The organism is Serratia montpellierensis (genome assembly GCF_020858655.1).
In the GTDB taxonomy this organism is placed as follows: Bacteria; Pseudomonadota; Gammaproteobacteria; order Enterobacterales; family Enterobacteriaceae; genus Serratia; species Serratia montpellierensis.
Window position 1 is genome coordinate 134,648 of sequence record NZ_VOSN01000019.1, and the last position, 20,860, is coordinate 155,507.

At 61.2% G+C, this 20,860-nt stretch carries 18 protein-coding genes; 14 read left to right on the forward strand and 4 right to left on the reverse strand.

Going from position 1 to position 20,860, the window contains the following annotated elements; all coding sequences use genetic code 11:
- Window positions 1–112 precede the first annotated feature (112 nt).
- The 11 genes from ndk to FUU19_RS20585 all read left to right on the forward strand — a co-directional run bounded on the left by ndk (window position 113) and on the right by FUU19_RS20585 (window position 11,228).
- Complete coding sequence (gene ndk / locus FUU19_RS20535; RefSeq protein WP_004941424.1) at window positions 113–538, forward strand: nucleoside-diphosphate kinase; 426 nt, start codon at window positions 113–115, stop codon at window positions 536–538.
- Between the two features lie 237 nt (window positions 539–775).
- Window positions 776–1,972 carry a dual-specificity RNA methyltransferase RlmN gene (rlmN, locus tag FUU19_RS20540; protein WP_004941426.1) on the forward strand — a complete coding sequence of 399 codons (1,197 nt, stop codon included), beginning with the start codon at window positions 776–778 and terminating at the stop codon, window positions 1,970–1,972.
- A gap of 99 nt (window positions 1,973–2,071) precedes the next feature.
- The gene (pilW, locus tag FUU19_RS20545; RefSeq protein WP_141967210.1) at window positions 2,072–2,821 is read left to right on the forward strand and encodes a type IV pilus biogenesis/stability protein PilW; all 750 of its coding nucleotides are present in this window, start codon (window positions 2,072–2,074) and stop codon (window positions 2,819–2,821) included.
- Window positions 2,811–3,785: a cytoskeleton protein RodZ gene (gene rodZ / locus FUU19_RS20550; protein WP_141967213.1), complete on the forward strand. Its 975-nt coding sequence runs from the start codon at window positions 2,811–2,813 to the stop codon at window positions 3,783–3,785. Before pilW ends, rodZ begins: the two co-directional genes overlap by 11 nt.
- Before the next feature lie 45 nt (window positions 3,786–3,830).
- Complete coding sequence (gene ispG / locus FUU19_RS20555; protein WP_016929756.1) at window positions 3,831–4,952, forward strand: flavodoxin-dependent (E)-4-hydroxy-3-methylbut-2-enyl-diphosphate synthase; 1,122 nt, start codon at window positions 3,831–3,833, stop codon at window positions 4,950–4,952.
- Window positions 4,953–5,091: 139 nt separating this feature from the next.
- A complete protein-coding gene (gene hisS, locus FUU19_RS20560) occupies window positions 5,092–6,366 on the forward strand; it encodes a histidine--tRNA ligase (RefSeq protein ID WP_025159556.1) in 1,275 nt (424 codons plus the stop codon).
- Between the two features lie 13 nt (window positions 6,367–6,379).
- Entirely contained in the window at window positions 6,380–7,000 is a 621-nt protein-coding gene (locus tag FUU19_RS20565) for a YfgM family protein (RefSeq protein ID WP_230490570.1), read from the forward strand.
- A gap of 11 nt (window positions 7,001–7,011) precedes the next feature.
- On the forward strand, window positions 7,012–8,193 hold the full coding sequence (bamB, locus tag FUU19_RS20570) for an outer membrane protein assembly factor BamB (protein ID WP_141967215.1): 1,182 nt from the start codon (window positions 7,012–7,014) through the stop codon (window positions 8,191–8,193).
- A gap of 255 nt (window positions 8,194–8,448) precedes the next feature.
- Window positions 8,449–9,939, forward strand: a complete 1,491-nt coding sequence (gene der, locus FUU19_RS20575; RefSeq protein WP_230507337.1) for a ribosome biogenesis GTPase Der — start codon at window positions 8,449–8,451, stop codon at window positions 9,937–9,939.
- 98 nt (window positions 9,940–10,037) lie between these two features.
- A complete protein-coding gene (locus tag FUU19_RS20580) occupies window positions 10,038–10,994 on the forward strand; it encodes an AEC family transporter (RefSeq protein ID WP_230490571.1) in 957 nt (318 codons plus the stop codon).
- Window positions 10,995–11,006: 12 nt separating this feature from the next.
- Window positions 11,007–11,228, forward strand: a complete 222-nt coding sequence (locus FUU19_RS20585) for a zinc ribbon domain-containing protein (protein ID WP_230490572.1) — start codon at window positions 11,007–11,009, stop codon at window positions 11,226–11,228.
- 4 nt (window positions 11,229–11,232) lie between these two features.
- Here the strand turns inward: FUU19_RS20585 and FUU19_RS20590 are convergent, their stop codons facing one another.
- From FUU19_RS20590 to FUU19_RS20600, 3 genes are all read right to left on the reverse strand, one after another.
- Window positions 11,233–11,574, reverse strand: a complete 342-nt coding sequence (locus tag FUU19_RS20590) for a protealysin inhibitor emfourin (RefSeq protein ID WP_033648911.1) — start codon at window positions 11,572–11,574, stop codon at window positions 11,233–11,235.
- Window positions 11,574–12,599 (reverse strand): M4 family metallopeptidase, encoded by a 1,026-nt coding sequence (locus FUU19_RS20595; protein ID WP_230490573.1) that lies wholly within the window; start codon window positions 12,597–12,599, stop codon window positions 11,574–11,576. Before FUU19_RS20595 ends, FUU19_RS20590 begins: the two co-directional genes overlap by 1 nt.
- Window positions 12,600–12,661: 62 nt before the next feature.
- Window positions 12,662–13,744 (reverse strand): LacI family DNA-binding transcriptional regulator, encoded by a 1,083-nt coding sequence (locus FUU19_RS20600; RefSeq protein WP_230490574.1) that lies wholly within the window; start codon window positions 13,742–13,744, stop codon window positions 12,662–12,664.
- Between the two features lie 358 nt (window positions 13,745–14,102).
- On the opposite strand from FUU19_RS20600, the gene FUU19_RS20605 reads away from it, so the two are divergent.
- Window positions 14,103–15,413, forward strand: a complete 1,311-nt coding sequence (locus tag FUU19_RS20605) for an MFS transporter (protein WP_141967225.1) — start codon at window positions 14,103–14,105, stop codon at window positions 15,411–15,413.
- Between the two features lie 11 nt (window positions 15,414–15,424).
- Window positions 15,425–17,791, forward strand: coding sequence for a glycoside hydrolase family 31 protein (locus FUU19_RS20610; RefSeq protein WP_230490575.1), 2,367 nt, complete (start codon window positions 15,425–15,427; stop codon window positions 17,789–17,791).
- A gap of 5 nt (window positions 17,792–17,796) precedes the next feature.
- Here the strand turns inward: FUU19_RS20610 and xseA are convergent, their stop codons facing one another.
- Window positions 17,797–19,173 (reverse strand): exodeoxyribonuclease VII large subunit, encoded by a 1,377-nt coding sequence (xseA, locus tag FUU19_RS20615; RefSeq protein WP_197791351.1) that lies wholly within the window; start codon window positions 19,171–19,173, stop codon window positions 17,797–17,799.
- 170 nt (window positions 19,174–19,343) lie between these two features.
- Between xseA and guaB the strand changes: the two genes are divergently transcribed.
- Window positions 19,344–20,807, forward strand: coding sequence for an IMP dehydrogenase (gene guaB, locus FUU19_RS20620; protein ID WP_033635581.1), 1,464 nt, complete (start codon window positions 19,344–19,346; stop codon window positions 20,805–20,807).
- Window positions 20,808–20,860: the final 53 nt, after the last annotated feature.

The following is a 20,860-nucleotide window of genomic DNA, read 5'->3' on the forward strand; positions in this document are numbered from 1 at the left end:
AATGTTGATTTTCCCGTAGGCAAGCGTTAACGGCGCACATATAATCTGCGCCACTTGAGAAGGCCGGCAACATTGCAGACCGGCCTGTTTTGGAAGTCATACAGAGGCCATCATGACCGTAGAACGTACCTTTTCCATCGTTAAACCAAACGCTGTAGCCAACAACGACATCGGCGCTATCTACGCGCGTTTCGAGCGCGCCGGTTTCAAAATCATCGCCGCTAAAATGCTGCGTCTGACTCGCGAACAAGCTGAAGGCTTCTACGCTGAGCACAAAGGCCGCCCATTCTTCGACGGTCTGGTTGAGTTCATGACCTCCGGCCCAATCATGGTGCAGGTTCTGGAATCTGAAAACGCCGTGCAGCGCAACCGTGACATCATGGGCGCAACCAACCCGGACAACGCACTGGCCGGTACCCTGCGTGCCGACTACGCGGACAGCTTCACCGCTAACGCCGTTCACGGTTCCGACTCCGTTGAATCCGCACAGCGCGAAATCGCTTACTTCTTCAACGAAAGCGAAATCTGCGCACGTTAATCGTGCCGTTTCTTGGCTGAGAACCCAGCATTCACCGGCTGAAACAATAAAAATGCCCTGAATGCCTTTCAGCCGTAGCCACCCGCTACTAAAATTTGTACAATGCCGCGCCCCTGATAAGACGACTTGTCAGGGGCGTGTTTTTAGTGCCGCCACCCGAATCATGCGGGCTGAAATGCACAACTTACTGTCCATTCTTTAGCGCCATAACGTGTAATAACGAGGCCAGAGATCATTATGTTAGAACCCATCACGTCCGAGCACACCGTGTCTGAAAATAATTCGCTGACTACCCCCTCCGTTAACGTGGAGCAACCGGCTGCGGCCAAAATCAACCTGCTGGATCTGAACCGCCAGCAAATGCGCGAGTTCTTCGCCGAAATGGGCGAGAAACCGTTTCGCGCCGATCAGGTGATGAAGTGGATTTACCACTACTGCTGCGACGATTTCGAGCAGATGACCGACATCAACAAAGTCCTGCGCGGCAAGCTGCAGCGCGTGGCTGAAATCCGCGCGCCGGAAGTGGCGGAAGAACAGCGTTCGGCCGACGGCACCATCAAGTGGGCGATTAAAGTCGGCGATCAGCAGGTTGAAACCGTGTACATCCCGGAAGCCGACCGTGCGACGCTGTGCGTCTCCTCGCAGGTAGGCTGCGCGCTGGAGTGCAAATTCTGTTCGACGGCGCAGCAGGGCTTCAACCGCAACCTGCGCGTGTCGGAAATCATTGGCCAGGTGTGGCGCGCGGCGAAAATCATCGGTGCGCTGAAGGTGACCGGCCAACGCCCGATCACCAACGTGGTGATGATGGGCATGGGCGAGCCGCTGCTCAACCTGAACAACGTGGTGCCGGCGATGGAAATCATGCTGGACGACTTCGGCTTTGGCCTGTCCAAACGCCGCGTGACCCTGTCTACCTCCGGCGTGGTGCCGGCGCTGGACAAGCTGGGCGACATGATTGACGTGGCGCTGGCGATTTCGCTGCACGCGCCGAACGACACCATCCGCGATGAGATCGTGCCGATCAACCGCAAGTACAACATCGAGACCTTCCTGTCTGCGGTGCGTCGCTATCTGGAGAAATCCAACGCCAACCAGGGCCGCGTGACCGTCGAGTACGTGATGCTGGATCATATCAACGACAGCACCGACGATGCGCATCAGCTGGCGGAAGTGCTGAAAGACACGCCGTGCAAGATCAACCTGATCCCATGGAACCCGTTCCCGGGCGCTCCGTACGGCCGCAGCTCCAACAGCCGGGTGGATCGTTTCTCCAAGGTGTTGATGGAATACGGCTTTACGACTATTGTTCGTAAAACCCGTGGTGACGATATCGACGCCGCCTGCGGGCAACTGGCGGGTGAAGTGATCGACCGTACCAAGCGTACCCTGAAAAAGAAAATGGCCGGGGAACCTATCAACGTACGGGCGGTCTGAACCCTATAGCACCATTTTTTTGTTATCTAACAGCCTGTTATGCGAAAAATTGACGCTAATGGGCGTTAGCTGACGGCCGATAAGGAAATGAATGCGGGCATGAAGCTGAAACTGTGGGGAGTGTGGCTGGCGGCCGGGTTGTTGGCCGGGTGTTCCGGTTCAGCGCCGGAAAAGGAAGCACAAGTCTCTGAGGCGGGCCAGACGCGCTTGCAACTGGGCCTGGAGTACCTGCAGCAAGGCGACATGGACGCCGCGCGCCAGAACCTGGAAAAGGCGCTGGACGCGGCCCCACAGGATTACCGCACGCAGTTGGGCATGGCGCTCTACGCGCAGCGTATCGGTGAAAATGCCGCGGCCGAACAGCGTTATCGGCAAGCGCTCAAACTTGCGCCAGGCAATGGCACCGTGTTGAATAATTACGGTGCGTTTCTTTGCGGTTTAGGGCAGTATGTACCGGCGCAACAGCAGTTTAGCGCTGCGGCGCTGGCGCCCGATTTTGGCCAGGTCGCCGACAGCCTGGAAAACGCAGGTTACTGTTTTCTCAAGGCCGGACAAAACGATGAGGCGCGCACGCTGTTGAGCCGCGCGCTGAAGGTTGATCCGGACAAAGGCACTCCGCTGTTGGCGGAGGCCGAAAAGCAATTTGGAGAAGGGAAGCGCGCCCAGTCGCAACTTTTATTGGATGTTTATCAGCATGTTCTGCCGGCTAGCGCCAGCAGCTTATGGTTACAGATTCGTTTCGCCGCGTTAGCCGGCCGCCAGGATAGCGTTCAACGCTATGGCAAGCAGCTAGCGCGAAGTTTTCCACAATCCAAACAGTACCAGCAGTTCTTAGCTAATGAATACTGAAGCCTCCCAAGATAAAACCGTATCCATGACGACGGGCCAGCGCCTGCGTCAGGCCCGTGAGCAACTCGGGCTGAGCCAACAGACCGTTGCAGAACGCCTGTGTCTCAAAATGTCCACCGTGCGCGATATCGAGGAAGACAGCGTGTCTGCTGACCTCGCGTCCACCTTCGTGCGCGGCTACATCCGTTCCTACGCCAAGCTGGTGCATTTGCCGGAAGACGAACTGCTGCCGATGCTGGCCAAGCAGGCGCCGTTGAAGATGGCGAAAGTGGCGCCGATGCAAAGCTTCTCGCTGGGCAAGCGCCGCAAGAAACGCGACGGCTGGCTGATGAGCTTCACCTGGCTTATCGTGTTCGTGGTGATCGGCCTGACCGGCGCTTGGTGGTGGCAAAACCACAAGGCGCAGCAGGAAGAGATCGCCACCATGGCCGATCAATCCTCGGCGCAGCTTTCACAGAATAACGAAGGGCAGTCCGTGCCGCTGACCGACGGCAATGCCGACGCCGGCACCAACGTGCCGTTGGTCGACAACAGCGCTACGCCGGCCGATACCGGCGCAGCGGCTCAGGCACCGGCGGCTACCGCCCAGGCGCCGAGCGCGGCTCAGCAGCAGCCTGCCGTGGTGTCGCCAAGCCAGACTACCCTGCCGGAAACCGCGCCGGCGGCACAAGCGCCGTTGCCGACCGCCGATGCGGGCGTGGCTGCGCCGGCGGCCGATCCTAACGCGCTGGTGATGGATTTCTCCGCCGACTGCTGGCTGCAGGTGAGCGACGCGAGCGGTAAAACGCTGTTCAGCGGCACTCAGAAGAAGGGCGGCAAGCTGAACCTGACCGGCACTGCACCGTATAAACTGACCATCGGCGCGCCGGCGGCAGTACAGATCCAGTATCAGGGTAAGCCGGTTGATTTAAGCCGGTTCGTTAAGTCAAACCGTGTTGCTCGCCTGACCGTCGCCGCGCAGTAATCGCGCGGCTGGTCGTGATGTCAGAGCAGCAATGGAGAGTAAGTAATGCATAACCAAGCGCCCATCAACCGTCGAAAATCTACACGCATTTACGTCGGCAAGGTGCCTATTGGTGATGGCGCGCCGATTGCCGTGCAGTCGATGACCAACACCCGTACCACCGATGTTGAAGCAACGGTTAATCAGATCAAAGCGCTGGAGCGCGTGGGCGTCGACATCGTCCGCGTTTCGGTTCCTACCATGGACGCCGCCGAGGCGTTCAAGCTGATCAAGCAGCAGGTTAACGTGCCGCTGGTCGCCGATATCCATTTCGATTATCGCATCGCGCTGCAGGTTGCCGAATACGGCGTAGACTGCCTGCGTATCAACCCGGGCAACATCGGCAACGAATCGCGCATTCGTTCGGTGGTGGACTGCGCCCGGGACAAGAACATCCCGATTCGCATCGGCGTCAACGGCGGCTCGCTGGAGAAAGACCTGCAGGAAAAGTACGGCGAACCTACGCCGGAAGCGCTGCTGGAATCCGCCATGCGCCACGTGGACATTCTCGATCGCCTCAACTTCGACCAGTTCAAGGTCAGCGTCAAGGCGTCGGACGTGTTCCTGGCGGTGCAATCCTACCGTCTGCTGGCGTCGCGCATCGATCAGCCGCTGCATCTGGGCATCACCGAAGCCGGCGGCGCACGCAGCGGGTCGGTCAAATCGGCCATCGGCCTGGGCATGCTGCTGTCTGAAGGCATCGGCGATACCCTGCGCATCTCGCTGGCGGCGGACCCGGTTGAAGAGGTGAAGGTCGGTTTCGATATCCTGAAGTCGTTGCGCATTCGCGCGCGCGGCATCAACTTCATCGCCTGCCCGACCTGTTCGCGTCAGGAATTCGACGTGATCGGCACGGTGAACGCGCTGGAGCAGCGCCTGGAAGACATCATCACGCCGATGGATGTTTCGATCATCGGCTGCGTGGTGAACGGCCCGGGGGAAGCGCTGGTGTCCACCATGGGTGTGACCGGCGGCCATAAAAAGAGCGGCTTCTATGAAGACGGCGTGCGCCAGAAAGAGCGTTTCGACAACGAACAGATGATCGACCAGCTGGAAGCGAAAATTCGCGCCAAGGCCGCGATGATGGACGAAAGCAACCGCATCACGGTCAACCTGCTGGAAAAATAAGCGTTATTGCTACACGGCGGGCCTGTTGGCCCGCTTGTTTATGAACCTGAAGGGCAGAAAACCGTATCCGCGTTGAATAGCGGGCGGCAAAGTCCCTATAATCAGGTTCATTTTTACAGACAACGGACAGAGAACTCACGTGGCAAAGAACATTCAAGCCATTCGCGGCATGAACGACTACCTGCCGGAAGAAACGGCATTATGGCAGCGTATTGAAGGCACCCTCAAGCAGGTGCTGGGCAGCTACGGTTACAGCGAAATCCGGTTGCCGATTGTAGAGCAGACCCCGTTATTCAAACGCGCGATCGGCGAAGTGACCGACGTCGTGGAAAAAGAGATGTATACCTTCGAAGACCGCAACGGCGAAAGCCTGACGCTGCGTCCGGAAGGGACGGCCGGCTGCGTGCGCGCCGGTATCGAGCATGGTCTGCTGTACAATCAGGAACAGCGTCTGTGGTACATCGGCCCGATGTTCCGCTACGAGCGCCCGCAGAAGGGCCGCTACCGTCAGTTCCATCAGCTGGGCGCGGAAGTGTTCGGTCTGCAAGGCCCGGACATCGACGCCGAGCTGATCCTGCTGACCGCCCGCTGGTGGAAAGCGCTGGGCATCGCCGAGCACGTCAAGCTGGAGCTGAACTCCATCGGTTCGCTGGAGGCGCGCGCCAATTACCGCGACGCGCTGGTGGCGTTCCTGGAGCAGCACGTCGAGGTGCTGGACGAAGACTGTAAACGCCGCATGTACAGCAATCCGCTGCGCGTGCTGGACTCCAAGAATCCTGAGGTGCAGGCGCTGTTGAACGACGCGCCGCGCCTGTCCGAGTACCTGGACGAAGAATCCCGTGCTCACTTCGCCGGTCTGTGTGAACTTTTGGCGCAGGCAGGTATCCCATATACCGTTAACGAGCGCCTGGTGCGCGGTCTGGATTACTACAACCGCACCGTGTTTGAGTGGGTGACCACCAGCCTGGGCGCGCAGGGCACCGTCTGTGCGGGCGGCCGTTACGACGGCTTGGTCGAGCAATTGGGCGGCCGTGCTACCCCGGCGGTCGGTTTCGCCATGGGCCTCGAGCGCCTGGTGTTGCTGGTGCAGGCGGTTAACCCGGAATTCAAGGCGCCGTCGGCTATCGACGTGTACGTCATCTCTTCCGGCGCGGGCACCCAGAGCGCGGCGATGCAGCTGGCTGAACAGGTGCGCGATGCGGCGCCGCAGCTGAAGCTGATGACCAATTACGGCGGCGGCAACTTCAAGAAGCAGATCACCCGCGCGGACAAATGGGGCGCGCGTATCGCGCTGATCCTGGGTGAGAGCGAAGTGGCGGCGCAGCAGGTGGTGGTGAAAGACCTGCGCAGTGGTGAACAAGAAACGCTGGCGCAAAGCGAAGTCGCTGCGCGTCTGGCTTTGATGTTAGGTTAAGGAGAAGGACACCGTGGAAGTCTATACCACTGAAAACGAACAAGTCGACGCACTGCGTCGGTTCTTTGCCGAGAACGGCAAAGCGCTGGCGGTGGGCGTGGTGCTCGGAATTGGTGCCCTGGTTGGCTGGCGTTACTGGCAGAGCCATGAAAACTCCAACATGATGGCGGCATCGCAATCCTATCAGGAAGCCAGCGATCGGCTGGCGGCCGGCAAGCCCGATGACGTGGCTGCCGCGGAGAAATTTGTCCAGGCTAACAGCAACAGCTACGGCGTATTGGCCGCACTGCAGTTGGCCAAGCACTTTGTCGAACAGAATGATTTCGCCAAGGCGGAACAACAACTGGCGCTGGCGCAGGGCCAGACCAAAGACGACAACCTGTTGGCGATGATCGACCTGCGTCTGGCGCGCGTCCAGCTGCAGGAGAAAAAGCTGGATGAAGCGCTGAAAACGCTGGATGGCGTGAAAGGCGAAGGCTGGGCGGCGATGATGCAGGATGTGCGCGGCGATGTGCTGCTGGCGGAGGGCGACGCCAAGGGCGCGCGCGAGGCTTACAGCAAAGGCATTGAGTCCAACGCTTCTCAGGCGCTGCAGGTTCTGCTGCGCATGAAATTGAATAACTTGTCCAGCTAAGGGGAATTCCCATGCAATTGCGTAAAACACTCTTGGTCGGACTGGTTTCCGCTGCCTTGCTGAGTGGTTGCTCGCTGTTTAACAGCGAAGAAGACGTGGTTACCATGTCGCCGTTGCCGAAAGTTGAAAATCAGTTTACGCCGAACAAGGCGTGGAGCACTTCTGTGGGCGACGGCATCGGTGAGTATTACTCCCACCTGCGCCCGGCCTATCAGGACAGCACCATTTACGCCGCCGATCGCTTCGGCATCGTGAAAGCGATGGATGCCGACAGCGGCAACGAAAAGTGGAAGGTCAATCTCTCCGAGAAGACCGGCTTCTTCTCCAGCAATCTGTCTGCGCTGCTGTCGGGCGGCCTGACGGTCGCGGGTGACAAGGTTTACGTCGGCAGCGAAAAAGCGGTGGTTTACGCATTGAATACCGCCGACGGCGCCATCGCCTGGCAGACCAAAGTGGCCGGCGAAGCGATTTCACGTCCGGTTATCAGCGACGGCATGGTGTTGGTGCATACCTCCAACGGCATGCTGCAGGCGCTGAACGAGGCCGACGGCGCGGTAAAATGGACGGTTAACCTGGACATGCCTTCGCTGTCGCTGCGTGGTGAATCCGCGCCGGCCGTCGCCTTTGGCGCTGCCATCGTCGGCGGTGACAACGGCCGCGTCAGCGCCGTGCTGATGCAGCAGGGCCAGATTATCTGGCAACAGCGCATCTCTCAGCCGAGCGGCGCGACCGAAATCGATCGCCTGAACGACGTGGACACAACGCCGGTGATCGTTGACGGCGTGGTGTACGCGCTGGGTTACAACGGCAACCTGACGGCGCTGGATCTGCGTTCCGGCCAGATTATCTGGAAACGCGAGCTGGGGTCGGTGAATGATTTCATCGTCGACGCGGGCCGCATCTACCTGATCGACCAGAACGATCGCGTAGTCGCGCTCAGCACCGAAGGCGGCGTGACCGTGTGGACGCAGAGCGATCTGCTGCACCGCAACCTGACGCCGCCGGTGATGTATAATGGTTATCTGGTGACCGGTGACGCCGAAGGCTATCTGCACTGGATCAACACCACCGATGGCCGTTTTGTCGCCCAGCAGGAAGTGGACAGCTCCGGCTTCCTGTCTGCGCCGATGGTGGCCAGTGACAAGCTGGTCATCCAGGCTCGCGGCGGGAAAGTTTACGCTTTCACCCGCTAACGCCGCTCGTCGTGACCCTTCTTGCGCCCGAAAGATTTCGGGTTGCAGCCAGGCGGCAAGTGCATGAGTCCTCGGGAGCTTAGTGAGCTAAGTGACCGAGGCGAAGGTGCGCAGACAACGCCGCTGTGGCGCGAAAGATGAAGGGGAAAACGGCTCCTGAATGTTCAGGGGCCGTTTCGTATTTTATAAGCTGCACCGCTGGTGTCTATCCACAGTGCAGTAACGCATTGATTATTAAGTAATGAGGCTTCAACAATGATACCTGTCGTCGCGCTGGTCGGGCGCCCGAATGTGGGTAAATCCACCTTATTCAACCGTTTAACCCATACGCGTGATGCGCTGGTGGCGGATTTCCCGGGGCTGACGCGTGACCGCAAGTATGGTCGTGCTGAAATCGAAGGCAATGAATTCATCATCGTCGATACCGGCGGTATTGACGGTACCGAAGACGGCGTTGAAACGCGCATGGCCGGTCAGTCGCTGCTGGCGATCGAAGAAGCGGACATCGTGCTGTTCATGGTCGACGCCCGCGCAGGCCTGATGCCGGCGGATCAGGGCATCGCCCAGCACCTGCGTAGCCGCCAGAAGGCGACCTTCCTGGTGGCCAACAAGACCGACGGCCTGGATCCGGACACCGCCACCGCCGATTTCTACTCGCTCGGCCTGGGTGAAGTGTTCGCTATCGCCGCTTCTCACGGCCGCGGTGTGACCCAGCTGATTGAACACGTGCTGGTGCCGTTCGTGCCGGAAAAACCGGAAGACGTCGAGCTGACCGAGGAAGAGGCCAATGCCGCTTACTGGGCCGAGCAAAACGGTGAAACGCTGGAAGGCGATGAAGACGAAGAGCCGGAAGAAGAGTTCAACCCGCAGGACCTGCCGATCAAGCTGGCGATCGTCGGCCGCCCGAACGTTGGTAAGTCTACGCTGACTAACCGCATCCTCGGCGAGGAGCGCGTGGTGGTGTATGACATGCCGGGCACCACCCGCGACAGCATCTACATTCCGATGGTGCGCGACGAACGCGAGTATGTGCTGATCGACACCGCCGGGGTGCGTAAACGCGGCAAGGTGACCGAAACCGTCGAGAAGTTCTCGGTGATCAAGACCCTGCAGGCGATTGAAGACGCCAACGTGGTGCTGCTGGTGATCGACGCGCGTGAAGGCATCTCCGATCAGGATCTCTCGCTGCTCGGCTTTATCCTCAATAGTGGGCGCTCACTGGTGATTGCGGTCAACAAGTGGGACGGCATGAGCGAAGAAGATCGCGAGCACGTGAAAGAGATGCTCGACCTGCGTCTGGGCTTCGTCGACTTCGCGCGCGTGCACTTCATTTCCGCGCTGCACGGCAGCGGCGTCGGCAACCTGTTCGAATCGGTGCAGGAAGCCTACGAGTGCGCAACCCGTCGCGTAAACACCTCGATGCTGACCAAAATCATGCAGATGGCGGTTGACGATCACCAGCCGCCGTTGGTGCGCGGCCGCCGCGTGAAGCTGAAATACGCCCACGCCGGCGGTTACAACCCGCCGGTCGTGGTGATCCACGGCAACCAGGTCAGCGATCTGGCCGATTCGTACAAGCGCTACCTGATGAACTACTTCCGCCGCTCGCTGAACGTGATGGGGACGCCGATCCGTATCCAGTTCAAAGAAGGCGACAACCCGTTCGCCGGCAAACGCAACCTGCTGACGCCGACCCAGATGCGTAAGCGCAAGCGCTTGATGAGCCACCTGAAAAAGAGCAAGTAATTGCTCATGAGGGGCGCGGCAGTGATGCCGCGCCCTTTTTTATTGGCCCGAAATCGTTTTATTATCTGAAGATTACCTCGCCTGTCTGAAGGAACACCATGTCCTGGGAAAACTGGAGTTTTGCGTTCAACGTCACCGTGCCGAATCTGCTGATGATGCTGCTGGGGATCCTGCTGCGCCATTGGCGCCTGATGGATGACCGCTTTGTCGACGGCGCGACCCGCCTGGTGTTCAATCTGGCGCTGCCGTGCCTGCTGTTTTTCAGCATCGCCACCAACCACCCGCAGCTGCTCGGCAACCTGCCGCTGGTGCTGTTCGGCGCGGTAGGCACGCTGGCGACCTTCCTGCTCTTGGAGCTGGCGGCCAAGTGGCTGGTGAAAGAACCGCGTGAGCGCGGGGTGTTCGTGCAGGGCGGTTTCCGCGCCAATACCGCCATCGTCGGCTTGGCCTACGCCATGACCGCCTATGGCAGCGAAGGCATTGCGCTCGCCTCGCTGTACCTGACGGTGACGGTGATCCTGTTCAACATACTGTCGGTTATCACCCTCACGCGCAGCCTGCAGGGTGGGCAGGGCAAGAAAATCAGCCACCTGTCGCTGCTGCGCAGCATCGTCACCAACCCGCTGATCATCGGCCTGGTGTGCGGGCTGCTGTATGCGCAAACCGGGCTGGGCATCCCGACCGTGATCCGCCAGACCGGCAGCTATATCTCCGCGCTGTCGCTGCCGCTGGCGCTGCTGTGCACCGGCGCCAGCCTGGATTTCCGCGCCATGTTCCGTTCGTCCAACGTGGCGGCGCTGTCGTCGGCGGCCAAGCTGTTTCTGGTGCCGTGTCTGATGACGCTGGCCGGCTGGCTGTGCGGGTTTCAGGGGGCGGCGCTGGGCATTATTTTCCTGTTTTCCGCCACGCCGACCGCTTCAGGCAGCTATGTGATGACGCGCGCTATGGGCGGCAACGCCACGCTGGCGGCCAACATTATCGCCATCACCACCGTCGGTTCGTTTTTCACCACCGCGTTGGGGATCTATTTCTTGCGCTCATGGGGCGCGATTTAACCAGGAGTCGTTATGGAAGCGCACTGTCCGCAATGCAGTCAGACCATGAAGTGGGTAGCGGGTTACTACTATTGTGAAGCCTGTCAGCGCGATTACCAGCAGCTGGCGAGCTGCCCGGAGTGCGGGCAGCCGCTGCAAGAATTGAAAGCCTGCGGGGCGGTGGATTACCTGTGCCAGAACGGGCACGGGCTGATCTCCAAAAAACGGGTTCATTTCAGCTATCAGCCGCTGTAAGCCCTCACTCATCCACCTGGCCGGTTTTCCACAGATCCACCAGCGCCTGCGGCGCGCTGCTTTCCGGGATTAACAGCACGATCTCAGTGCTCAGGGTGGGGCTGGTGTAGTTGATTTGCACGCGGTAGTAGCGCTGGTCGCCGCAGCCGGGGGAGGAGGGCTGGCCTTCTTCCTGCGCATAGGGCAGCGTCTGGTTCAGCAACTGATTCAGGCGTTGCCGCTGCTCCGGCGTGATATCGGCCAGCGCGATGCGGCGCTGGCCCGCCAGTTTGGGAATGTAGGCGAAGCCTCCCTCGCGCGCCAGCTCAATGACCGTATCCTGATTGAGCGTCGGCAGCGGTTTCATTATTCCACCCCCACCTGATGCCAGGCTTGCTGCACCTTGTCCGCCACGCTCTGGTCGAAACGCGCTAGCGCATGTTTCACCGTGGTGCGGGCGAAGGTGGCGAAGTCGGCGTTTTGCGGCAGCGCTTTGTCGCACACCGTGTCATACCAGACGTAGCCGGCTTTCTCCCAGGCGAAGCCGCCCAGCGCCGTCGCCGCCAGGTAGAAGGCGCGGTTGGGGATGCCGGAATTGAGGTGTACGCCGCCGTTGTCTTCCTTGGTCTGGATATAATCCTTCATGCTGGCGGGCTGCGGGTCTTTGCCCAGCAGCGGATCGTCATAGGCGGTGCCGGGTGCCGACATCGAGCGCAGCCCGTTGCCTTTGATGCCCTTGGCGAGCAGCCCGGCGCCGATCAGCCAGTCGGCTTTATCCGCGGTTTGCTGCAGGTGGAACTGCTTGACCAACGAGCCGAATACGTCAGACAGCGACTCATTGAGCGCCCCGGACTGCTGGTAGTAGATCAGCCCGGCTTCACTCTCGGTCACGCCGTGCGCCAGCTCGTGGCCGACCACGTCGATGGCGATGGTGAAACGGTTGAAGATCTCGCCGTCGCCGTCGCCGAACACCATCTGCTGGCCGTTCCAGAAGGCGTTTTGGTACTCCTTGCCGTAATGTACGCTGCCGACCAGCGGCAGCCCCTGGTTATCCAGTGAGTTGCGGCGGTAGGCCTGCCAGAAGAAATCGTAGGTGACGCCGAGGTAGTCGTAGGCTTCGTCCACCGCCACGTCGTGGCTGCTGGGCTGGCCCTCGTTACGCACCTGTTTGCCGGGCAGTTGGGTGCCGTTCTGCGCGTCGTAGATATCGCGGAGCGCTTCGCCGGCTCGGGCGTTTTTCTCGGTCGGCGAACGCAGCGGCTTATTGCCGAGCAGGCTTTGCACGTGGTTCAGGGTGTGCAGCGCGCAGTCGCGCTGCGGGGCGTTGCCGTGTTCAATGATGCGGCGCAGCATGTAGGGAGGAATGACGGAACGCATGCGCTGGACTGGCATAGTGGCTCTCCTTAGGCAAAAATTTTACCTCATCGAATGAATGCACTGTGCCTAAGTGTAGCCTACTCGTCATAAAGCCTGTGGTCATGCGTGCTCACCGCCGGCGCGGTCTTGTGCGGGCTGATGCGCCGCACCGAGGCGCGCACTGCCAGCCGGCCGTGCAGCAGCAGATTGCACGGCGGCGCGTCGGCACGCAGCATGCGCCGCTGCAGCAGTTGGATCGCCTCGTAGCCCAGCTCATCGCGCGGAACCTGTACCGAGGTCAGCGGCACATCGTGAATTTCCGCCAGATTGAAGCCGTCGGTGCTCATCACCGAGACCTCGCCCGGCACGCTCAGGCCCCGTTTGTTGAGCACCTTGACCGCCCCGACCGCCATGTAGTCGCCGCCGGCCAGGATCGCCGTCGGCAGCGGGGAGTGGCCGTGGATGCCGTCGAGATAGGTGGTCAGCGCCTGCTCGGCCTCTTCGCTGCCGAAGCCGGAGGTGGTGACCAGATGGCGGCCGTCATCGAACGGCAGATGATGCCGGGCGTAGGCCTGCCGAATGCCCGCCAGCCGCAGCTCCATGGTGTGGCGGCGCAGACACTGCAGATTGAGGATATGGCTGTGCCCCTGCTGGAGCAGGTAGCTGGCGGAGTAGTCGCCGATCAGCTGATGATCCGGCGAGACGCTGTCCAGCCGCATTTGCCGATCGCTGCAGTTGATCAGCACACAGGGCTTGTGCAGATCGGCGGCCAGAGTGTGGATATGTTCGTCGTCGATGCCGATGATCAGCGCCGCTTCGGTGTGCGGGTCGCTCATCTTTTCCAGAAACAGCGCGCCGTCGCTGTGCTGCTCTTCCAGCCCGCAGTAGCGGATGCGCACCTCGTGCTCCATCAGCGCGGCGGCGATACCCTGAATGACCTTGTAGTAGAAGATGTCGGTGCGCACGTCGAATGCGCGCTGCGGCGCGAACACCATCACGTTGTTCAGCATCAGCCGGCCGCTGGAAATGCCCTGCAGAATGCCGTTTTGCTGCGCACAGTCCAGCACCTTGCGGCGCGCCTCGGCGCTGGTGTTGGCCTTACCCGCCAGCACGCGGGAAACGGTGCTGATCGACAACCCGGTTTGGCGAGCGATCTCCTGAATTTTCAGCTTTCCGTTCATTCTGTGATCTCCTTCAAATTCGTCCATGAGAATATTTTCACCGCGGTTTTTCAGCGTCTTGACCGACTTTTCTGCCCATTATGACTATTTTTTCACCCGCCCGTGAAAATCTTTGCAAAAAACCCCGTTTCGCTGCGCGCTATCGCTGAGTAGTCTGCATTGGTACACCAATTTTAGCGACCTGTCAGTCCAATTTTAACGGTGTGCGAAAAAGAAAACAAAAAATAAATCATGGGGTTGTGACTGTCTGTCGGCCAATGCTACGGCGCCGACCCGTTTTCACCCTCCCGTGTTTGATGGCACAACGTACCCTACCAAAACGCGCGCGCCGTAGCCGGCGGCTGCGGGGAGAGAACCGATGAGTGTGGAGATCAATCAGGCGGTCGCGCAGAGCGGCCGGCGCAAGTTCAAATCGCTGCGCTGGTGGATGCTGGCGCTGTTCTTGCTGGGCGTCACGGTCAACTACATCACCCGCAACTCGCTGGGCATTCTGGCGCCGGAGCTGAAAACCAGCTTGAACATGAGCACCGAGCAATATGCCTGGGTGGTGGCGTCGTTCCAGCTGGCCTACACGGTGTTTCAGCCGATCTGCGGCTGGCTGATCGACGTTATCGGCCTGAAGATGGGCTTTCTGATCTGCGCCGGCATTTGGGCGGTGGTATGCATGCTGCACGCTGGCGCCGGCAGCTGGCTGCAACTGGCCATTCTGCGCTTCTTCATGGGGGGCGCGGAGGCGGCGGCCACCCCGGCCAACGCCAAGGCGATCTCCGACTGGTTCCCGAAGAAGGAACGGCCGATCGCTGCCGGCTGGGCGGGCGTCGGTTTCTCCATCGGCGCCATGCTGGCGCCGCCAATCATCGTCATCGCTCACGTCTCCTTCGGCTGGCAGGGGGCCTTCCTGTTCTCCGGCGGGTTGGCGCTGATCTGGGTGGTGCTGTGGTGGCTGTTCTACCACTCGCCGCAGCAGCACCCGAACCTCAGCCAGCAAGAGCTGGATCTGATCCGCGAAGACAACGAGCCGGTGCTGCCGAAGCTGCCGTTCCTCACCTCGCTGGCCAGCCTGTGCAAGAACAAGAAGTTTTACGGCATCGCCATCCCGGCCTTTCTCGCCGAGCCGGCCTGGGCGGTCTTCAGTTTCTGGGTGCCGCTGTACCTGGCCACCGAACGCGGTATGGATCTGAAACAGATCGCGATGTTTGCCTGGCTGCCGTTCCTGGCGGCGGATATCGGCAGCGTCGCCAGCGGCTATCTCACCACCCTGTACCGCAAATGGTTCGGCTGCAGCCGCGTTAACTCGGTGGTCGCCAGCTCGGTGACCGGCGCTTTCCTGATGGTGTCGCTGGCGTTTGTCGCGATCACCCAGGATCCCTATGTGGCGATCGCGCTGATCTCGATCGGCGGCTTCGGCCATCAGGTGATCTCCTGCATGCTCAGCGCGCTGGTGGTGGAGTCGTTCGATAAAAACCAGATGGCGACGGTGAACGGCATGCGCGGCTCCAGCGCCTGGATCGCCAGCTTCCTGTTCACGCTCCTGATCGGCGCAGTGTCCGACACCCTCGGCTTCAACCCGCTGTTTATCGCCATGGGCTTCTTCGACCTGATCGGCGCTGTGTTCCTGATTGCCCTGATCGCCGAGCGCGGCGGTAAGAAAACACCTTCACACAGCTAAGTGGGATATTTATGAAAACCTTGAAAAATTGGACGTTGGCGGCGCAGCATGCGGACCACATCGAGCTGCTGGTCGATGAACGCCACCGTTTCTGCCTGTACGTGCTGGAAAACGAGCTGTTCCGCGTGCTGATCAAACGTGAGGGCGAGCTGGCGCTGGAGCGCACCTGGAGCATCGCGCCGCAGGAGGATGTGCCCTGGGAGGGGCGCGATCGGCTCAGCGTTGCCGGTTTCAGCCTGCCGGGCTATCAGCTGCGCCAGGAGGGCGATCGGCTGGTGGTCAGCACGCCGCGGCTGCGCGTGACGGTGCATCAGCCGCTGTGGTTGGCGTGGGAGTATTGCAATGCCGCCGGCGAGTGGCGGCCGCTGGCGGCGGATCGGCCGACCAGCGCCTACCTGCTCAATGCACACGGCGACGGCGTGGCGCACTACCAGCGGCGTTTTGCCGATGAGCGCTATTACGGCCTGGGGGAGAAAGCCGGCGATCTGGAACGCAACGGCCGCCGCTTTGAGATGCGCAATCTGGACGCCATGGGCTACAACGCCGCCAGCACCGATCCGCTGTACAAACACATTCCGTTCACCATTACCCGTGGGCCGGAGGTGAGTTTCGGCCTGTTCTACGATAACCTGAGCAGCTGCTGGCTGGATCTGGGCAACGAGATCGACAACTACCACGTGGCCTATCGCCGCTATCAGGCCGAAGCGGGCGATCTGGATTACTACCTGTTCCTCGGGCCGAAGGTTTTGGACGTCACCAAGGCCTTCGTGCGCCTGACCGGCCGCACCCACTTCGGGCCGAAGTGGAGCCTGGGCTACAGCGGTTCGACCATGCACTACACCGACGCGCCGGACGCCCAGCAGCAGCTGCAGCAGTTCATTGCGCTGTGCCGTCAACACGCCATTCCCTGCGACTCTTTCCAGCTGTCGTCGGGCTACACCTCGATCAACAACAAGCGCTACGTGTTCAACTGGAACTACGACAAGGTGCCGCAGCCCAAGCTGCTCAGCCAGGCGTTTCACGACGCCGGCCTCAGGCTGGCGGCCAACATCAAGCCGTGCCTGCTGCAGGATCACCCGCAGTATCAGGCGGTGGCGGCACAGGGGCTGTTTATCCGCGATTCGCAAAGCGACGCGCCCGAGCGCTCCAGCTTCTGGGACGACGAAGGATCGCACCTCGACTTCACTAACCCGGCGGCGGTGCGCTGGTGGCAGCAGGGCGTCACACAGCAGCTGCTGGAGATGGGCATCGACTCGACCTGGAACGACAACAACGAGTACGAAGTGTGGGACGGCGAAGCGCGCTGCCACGGCTTCGGGCGGCCGATCGCCATCAAGCACATCCGCCCGGTGATGCCGCTGCTGATGATGCGCGCCTCGATGGAGGCCCAGCAGCGCTTCGCGCCGCAGAAGCGGCCGTACCTGATCTCGCGCTCCGGCTGCGCCGGCATGCAGCGCTACGTGCAGACCTGGAGCGGCGACAACCGCACCAGCTGGCAGACGCTGCGCTATAACATCCGCATGGGGCTGGGCATGAGCCTGTCCGGGCTGTATAACCTCGGCCACGACGTCGGCGGCTTCTCCGGCGACAAACCGGACGCGGAGCTGCTGGTGCGCTGGGTGCAAAACGGCGTGATGCATCCGCGTTTCACTATCCACTCCTGGAACGACGACGCCACGGTCAACGAGCCCTGGATGTACCCGGCCGCCACCCCGGCGGTGCGCGAGGCGATCAACCTGCGTTACCGGCTGCTGCCGTATTTCTACACCCTGCTGTGGCAGGCCTGCGCGGACGACGAGCCGATGCTGCGCCCGACCTTCCTCGACCATGAACTGGATGCGCGCACCTTCGGCGAGAACGACGATTTTCTGATTGGCCGCGATCTGCTGGTGGCCAGCGTGGTGGAACCGGGGCAGCGCCGGCGTTCGGTGTATCTGCCGGACAACGGCGAAGGCTGGTACTGCTTCTACAGCGGCCAGTGGTTTGGCGGCGGCCAGACGGTAACGCTGGCAGCGCCGCTGGAGCGTCTGCCGCTGCTGGTGCGCGCCGGGGCGGCGCTGCCGCTGTCGCAGCGGCTGGCGCATGTGGACGTGGCCGCCGACGATCGGCGCGAGCTGCGGCTGTTTCCGCTCAAGGGCTGCGGCGCAAGCAGTGGGTTGTTGTTTGAGGACGACGGTGAAAGCGACAGCTGGCGTCAGGGCGATGCGCTGTGGCTGCGTTGGGAAATGTGCTGCGACAATCAGCGCATCATGCTGGATATCACGACGGAAGGGCGTTTCCGCCCGGCCTGGCGCACGTTGGCGCTCAGCCTGCCGGAAGGCGAAACGCGCGCGCTGTGGGTAAACGGTGAACCGGGCGAGCGTTTTACGCTGGAGTAGGAGGGTTACTCGGCCGCGCGCTTCTTGCGCGGTTTTTTGGCGACGGTGATGGTTTTCACCTCGCTTTCCACCCAGCCATCCTGCAGGCGGGTTTTCAGCAGTTCGCCGACCTGCGCCTGCTTGGTGGTTTTCAGCAGCTCGCCGCGCGGGGTTTGCGTCACGCTGTAGCCGCGCGCCAGCGTCGCCAGCGGGCTGACGGTTTCCAGCTGGCTGCAGGCCACGCCGAAGCGCTGGCGGTAGGCGTTGAGCTGCCGCTCCATCGCCTGCTGCAGGCGGTATTCCTGCTGCTGCACGCGCTGTTGGTAGCGGTGAATGCGGCCCTGTGGCTGCACCTGTGCCAGCCGCTGCTGGGCGCGTTCGCTGCGGCGGGCGGCCAGGCGCAGCTGTTGCTGCATGCCGTCTTCCATCCGGCGCTGCAGCTTGAACAGCAGCGTCTGCTGGCGCGCCAGGCGCAGATGCGGATGCTGCTGCTGTAAACGGTGGTGAATGCGGGTGAACTGCTGCTGGCGCTGCGCCAGGTAGTAATCCATCGCCATCTCCAGCCGCTGCTGCTGCGACTGCAGCTGGCGCAACAGCTCAAGCTGATTGCGGCTGACCAGTTCGGCGGCGGCGGAAGGAGTCGGCGCGCGCAGATCGGCGACGAAGTCGGCGATGGTGACGTCGGTTTCATGGCCGACGGCGCTGACGATCGGAATACGGCTGGCGAAGATCGCCCGCGCCACGCGTTCGTCGTTGAAGCTCCACAGATCTTCCAGCGAACCGCCGCCGCGGCCGACGATCAGCACGTCGCATTCATCGCGGCGGTTGGCGGTCTCGATGGCGCGCACGATCTGCATCGACGCTTCCGCGCCCTGCACCGAGGTGGGGTAGATGACGATCGGCAGCGACGGATCGCGCCGCTGCAATACCTGCAGAATATCGTGCAGCGCCGCGCCGCTGGCGGAGGTGATCACCCCGACGCGTTTGGCCGGGGCGGGCAGCGGCTGCTTGAATTGCTGATCGAACAGTCCTTCGGCGCTCAGGCGCTGTTTCAGCTGCTCGAACTGTTGCTGTAGCAGGCCGTCGCCGGCGGGCTGCATGCTCTCGGCGATCAGCTGGTAGTCGCCGCGCGGTTCATACAGCGTGATGCTGGCGCGCACCAAGACCTGCTGGCCGTTTTGCGGCCGGAAGGTGACGCGGCGGTTGCTGTTGCGGAACATCGCGCAGCGCACCTGGGCGCGGTCGTCTTTCAGCGTGAAATACCAGTGGCCGGAGGCGGGCTGGGAGAGGTTGGAGATCTCGGCGGAGAGCCAAATCTGCCCCATTTCCATTTCCAGCAGTTGGCGAACCGTCTGATTCAGGCGGCTTACGGTAAAAATGGAAGGCGAAACAGGTAGCGACATGTGACCCAGATCAAATTTCAAAACAATCACTTAATTGGTCGATACTACATGGCTGAAAAAGGTAATCAAGACTTTTTGTAAGAAAGTGCTGGAGGCAACCGATTCCGCTCTGTATAATGCCGCGGCAATATTTTATCTTTTTCACAGCCCACCCTGGTGAGATATTGCCCATGCTACGTATCGCTAAAGAAGCTCTGACGTTTGACGACGTCCTCCTGGTTCCAGCCCACTCCACGGTTCTGCCTAACACCGCAGAGCTCGGCACTCAACTGACCAAAACCATCCGCCTGAACATCCCTATGCTGTCCGCAGCCATGGATACCGTTACCGAATCCGGCCTGGCCATCGCGCTGGCGCAGGAAGGCGGCCTGGGCTTCATCCACAAAAACATGTCTATCGAACGCCAGGCTGAAGAAGTCAGCCGCGTGAAGAAGCATGAAAGCGGCGTAGTTACCGACCCGCAGACCGTTACCCCGTCCACCACGCTGCAGGAAGTGAAAGAGCTGACCGCGCGCAACGGCTTCGCCGGTTACCCGGTCGTTACCGAAGACAACGAGCTGGTCGGCATCATCACCGGCCGCGACGTGCGCTTCGTGACCGATCTGACCCAGCCGGTCACCGCGGTCATGACGCCGAAAGATCGCCTGGTCACCGTGAAAGAAGGTGAAGCGCGCGACGTGGTGCTGCAGAAGATGCACGAAAAGCGCGTAGAAAAAGCGCTGGTGGTGGACGACAGCTTCCACCTGCTGGGCATGATCACCGTTAAAGACTTCCAGAAAGCGGAACGTAAGCCGAACGCCTGTAAAGACGAGCACGGCCGTCTGCGCGTGGGTGCGGCGGTCGGCGCCGGCGCCGGCAACGAAGAGCGCGTTGACGCGCTGGTGGCGGCAGGCGTTGACGTTCTGCTGATCGACTCCTCGCACGGCCACTCCGAAGGCGTGTTGCAGCGCATCCGCGAAACCCGCGCCAAATACCCGGATCTGCAGATCGTCGGCGGCAACGTCGCGACCGCAGCGGGCGCCAAAGCGCTGGCTGAAGCCGGCGTGAGCGCGGTGAAAGTGGGTATCGGCCCTGGCTCTATCTGTACCACCCGCATCGTGACCGGCGTGGGCGTACCGCAGATCACCGCCATCGCCGACGCGGTGGAAGCGCTGGAAGGCACTGGCATCCCGGTTATCGCCGACGGCGGCATCCGCTTCTCCGGCGACATCGCCAAAGCGATCGCCGCGGGCGCATCCTGCGTGATGGTCGGCTCCATGCTGGCGGGCACCGAAGAATCCCCGGGCGAAATCGAGCTGTATCAGGGCCGTTCGTTCAAATCTTACCGCGGCATGGGCTCGCTGGGCGCGATGTCCAAAGGCTCTTCCGACCGTTACTTCCAGACCGATAACGCCGCCGACAAACTGGTGCCGGAAGGTATCGAAGGCCGCGTGGCCTATAAAGGCATGCTGAAAGCCATCGTGCACCAGCAGATGGGCGGCTTGCGCTCCTGCATGGGCCTGACCGGCTGCGCCACCATCGACGATCTGCGCACCAAGGCGGAGTTCGTGCGCATCAGCGGCGCCGGCATTCAGGAAAGCCACGTGCACGACGTGACCATCACCAAAGAGTCGCCGAACTACCGCATGGGCTGATGCCTTAACCTCTCCTGAGTGAGAGGCCGGGGTGGGGCGCCAAGCCCCATCCC

Bases quoted from the DNA above. Each gene is read 5' to 3' on its own strand.
- pilW (WP_141967210.1), top strand. From the start codon at position 2,072: ATGAAGCTGAAACTGTGGGGAGTGTGGCTGGCGGCCGGGTTGTTGGCC.
- rodZ (WP_141967213.1), top strand. From the start codon at position 2,811: ATGAATACTGAAGCCTCCCAAGATAAAACCGTATCCATGACGACGGGC.
- rlmN (WP_004941426.1), top strand. From the start codon at position 776: ATGTTAGAACCCATCACGTCCGAGCACACCGTGTCTGAAAATAATTCG.
- ndk (WP_004941424.1), top strand. From the start codon at position 113: ATGACCGTAGAACGTACCTTTTCCATCGTTAAACCAAACGCTGTAGCC.
- guaB (WP_033635581.1), top strand. From the start codon at position 19,344: ATGCTACGTATCGCTAAAGAAGCTCTGACGTTTGACGACGTCCTCCTG.
- ispG (WP_016929756.1), top strand. From the start codon at position 3,831: ATGCATAACCAAGCGCCCATCAACCGTCGAAAATCTACACGCATTTAC.
- FUU19_RS20600 (WP_230490574.1), bottom strand. From the start codon at position 13,744: ATGAACGGAAAGCTGAAAATTCAGGAGATCGCTCGCCAAACCGGGTTG.
- bamB (WP_141967215.1), top strand. From the start codon at position 7,012: ATGCAATTGCGTAAAACACTCTTGGTCGGACTGGTTTCCGCTGCCTTG.
- FUU19_RS20585 (WP_230490572.1), top strand. From the start codon at position 11,007: ATGGAAGCGCACTGTCCGCAATGCAGTCAGACCATGAAGTGGGTAGCG.
- FUU19_RS20580 (WP_230490571.1), top strand. From the start codon at position 10,038: ATGTCCTGGGAAAACTGGAGTTTTGCGTTCAACGTCACCGTGCCGAAT.
- FUU19_RS20590 (WP_033648911.1), bottom strand. From the start codon at position 11,574: ATGAAACCGCTGCCGACGCTCAATCAGGATACGGTCATTGAGCTGGCG.
- FUU19_RS20605 (WP_141967225.1), top strand. From the start codon at position 14,103: ATGAGTGTGGAGATCAATCAGGCGGTCGCGCAGAGCGGCCGGCGCAAG.
- FUU19_RS20610 (WP_230490575.1), top strand. From the start codon at position 15,425: ATGAAAACCTTGAAAAATTGGACGTTGGCGGCGCAGCATGCGGACCAC.
- xseA (WP_197791351.1), bottom strand. From the start codon at position 19,173: ATGTCGCTACCTGTTTCGCCTTCCATTTTTACCGTAAGCCGCCTGAAT.
- der (WP_230507337.1), top strand. From the start codon at position 8,449: ATGATACCTGTCGTCGCGCTGGTCGGGCGCCCGAATGTGGGTAAATCC.
- FUU19_RS20595 (WP_230490573.1), bottom strand. From the start codon at position 12,599: ATGCCAGTCCAGCGCATGCGTTCCGTCATTCCTCCCTACATGCTGCGC.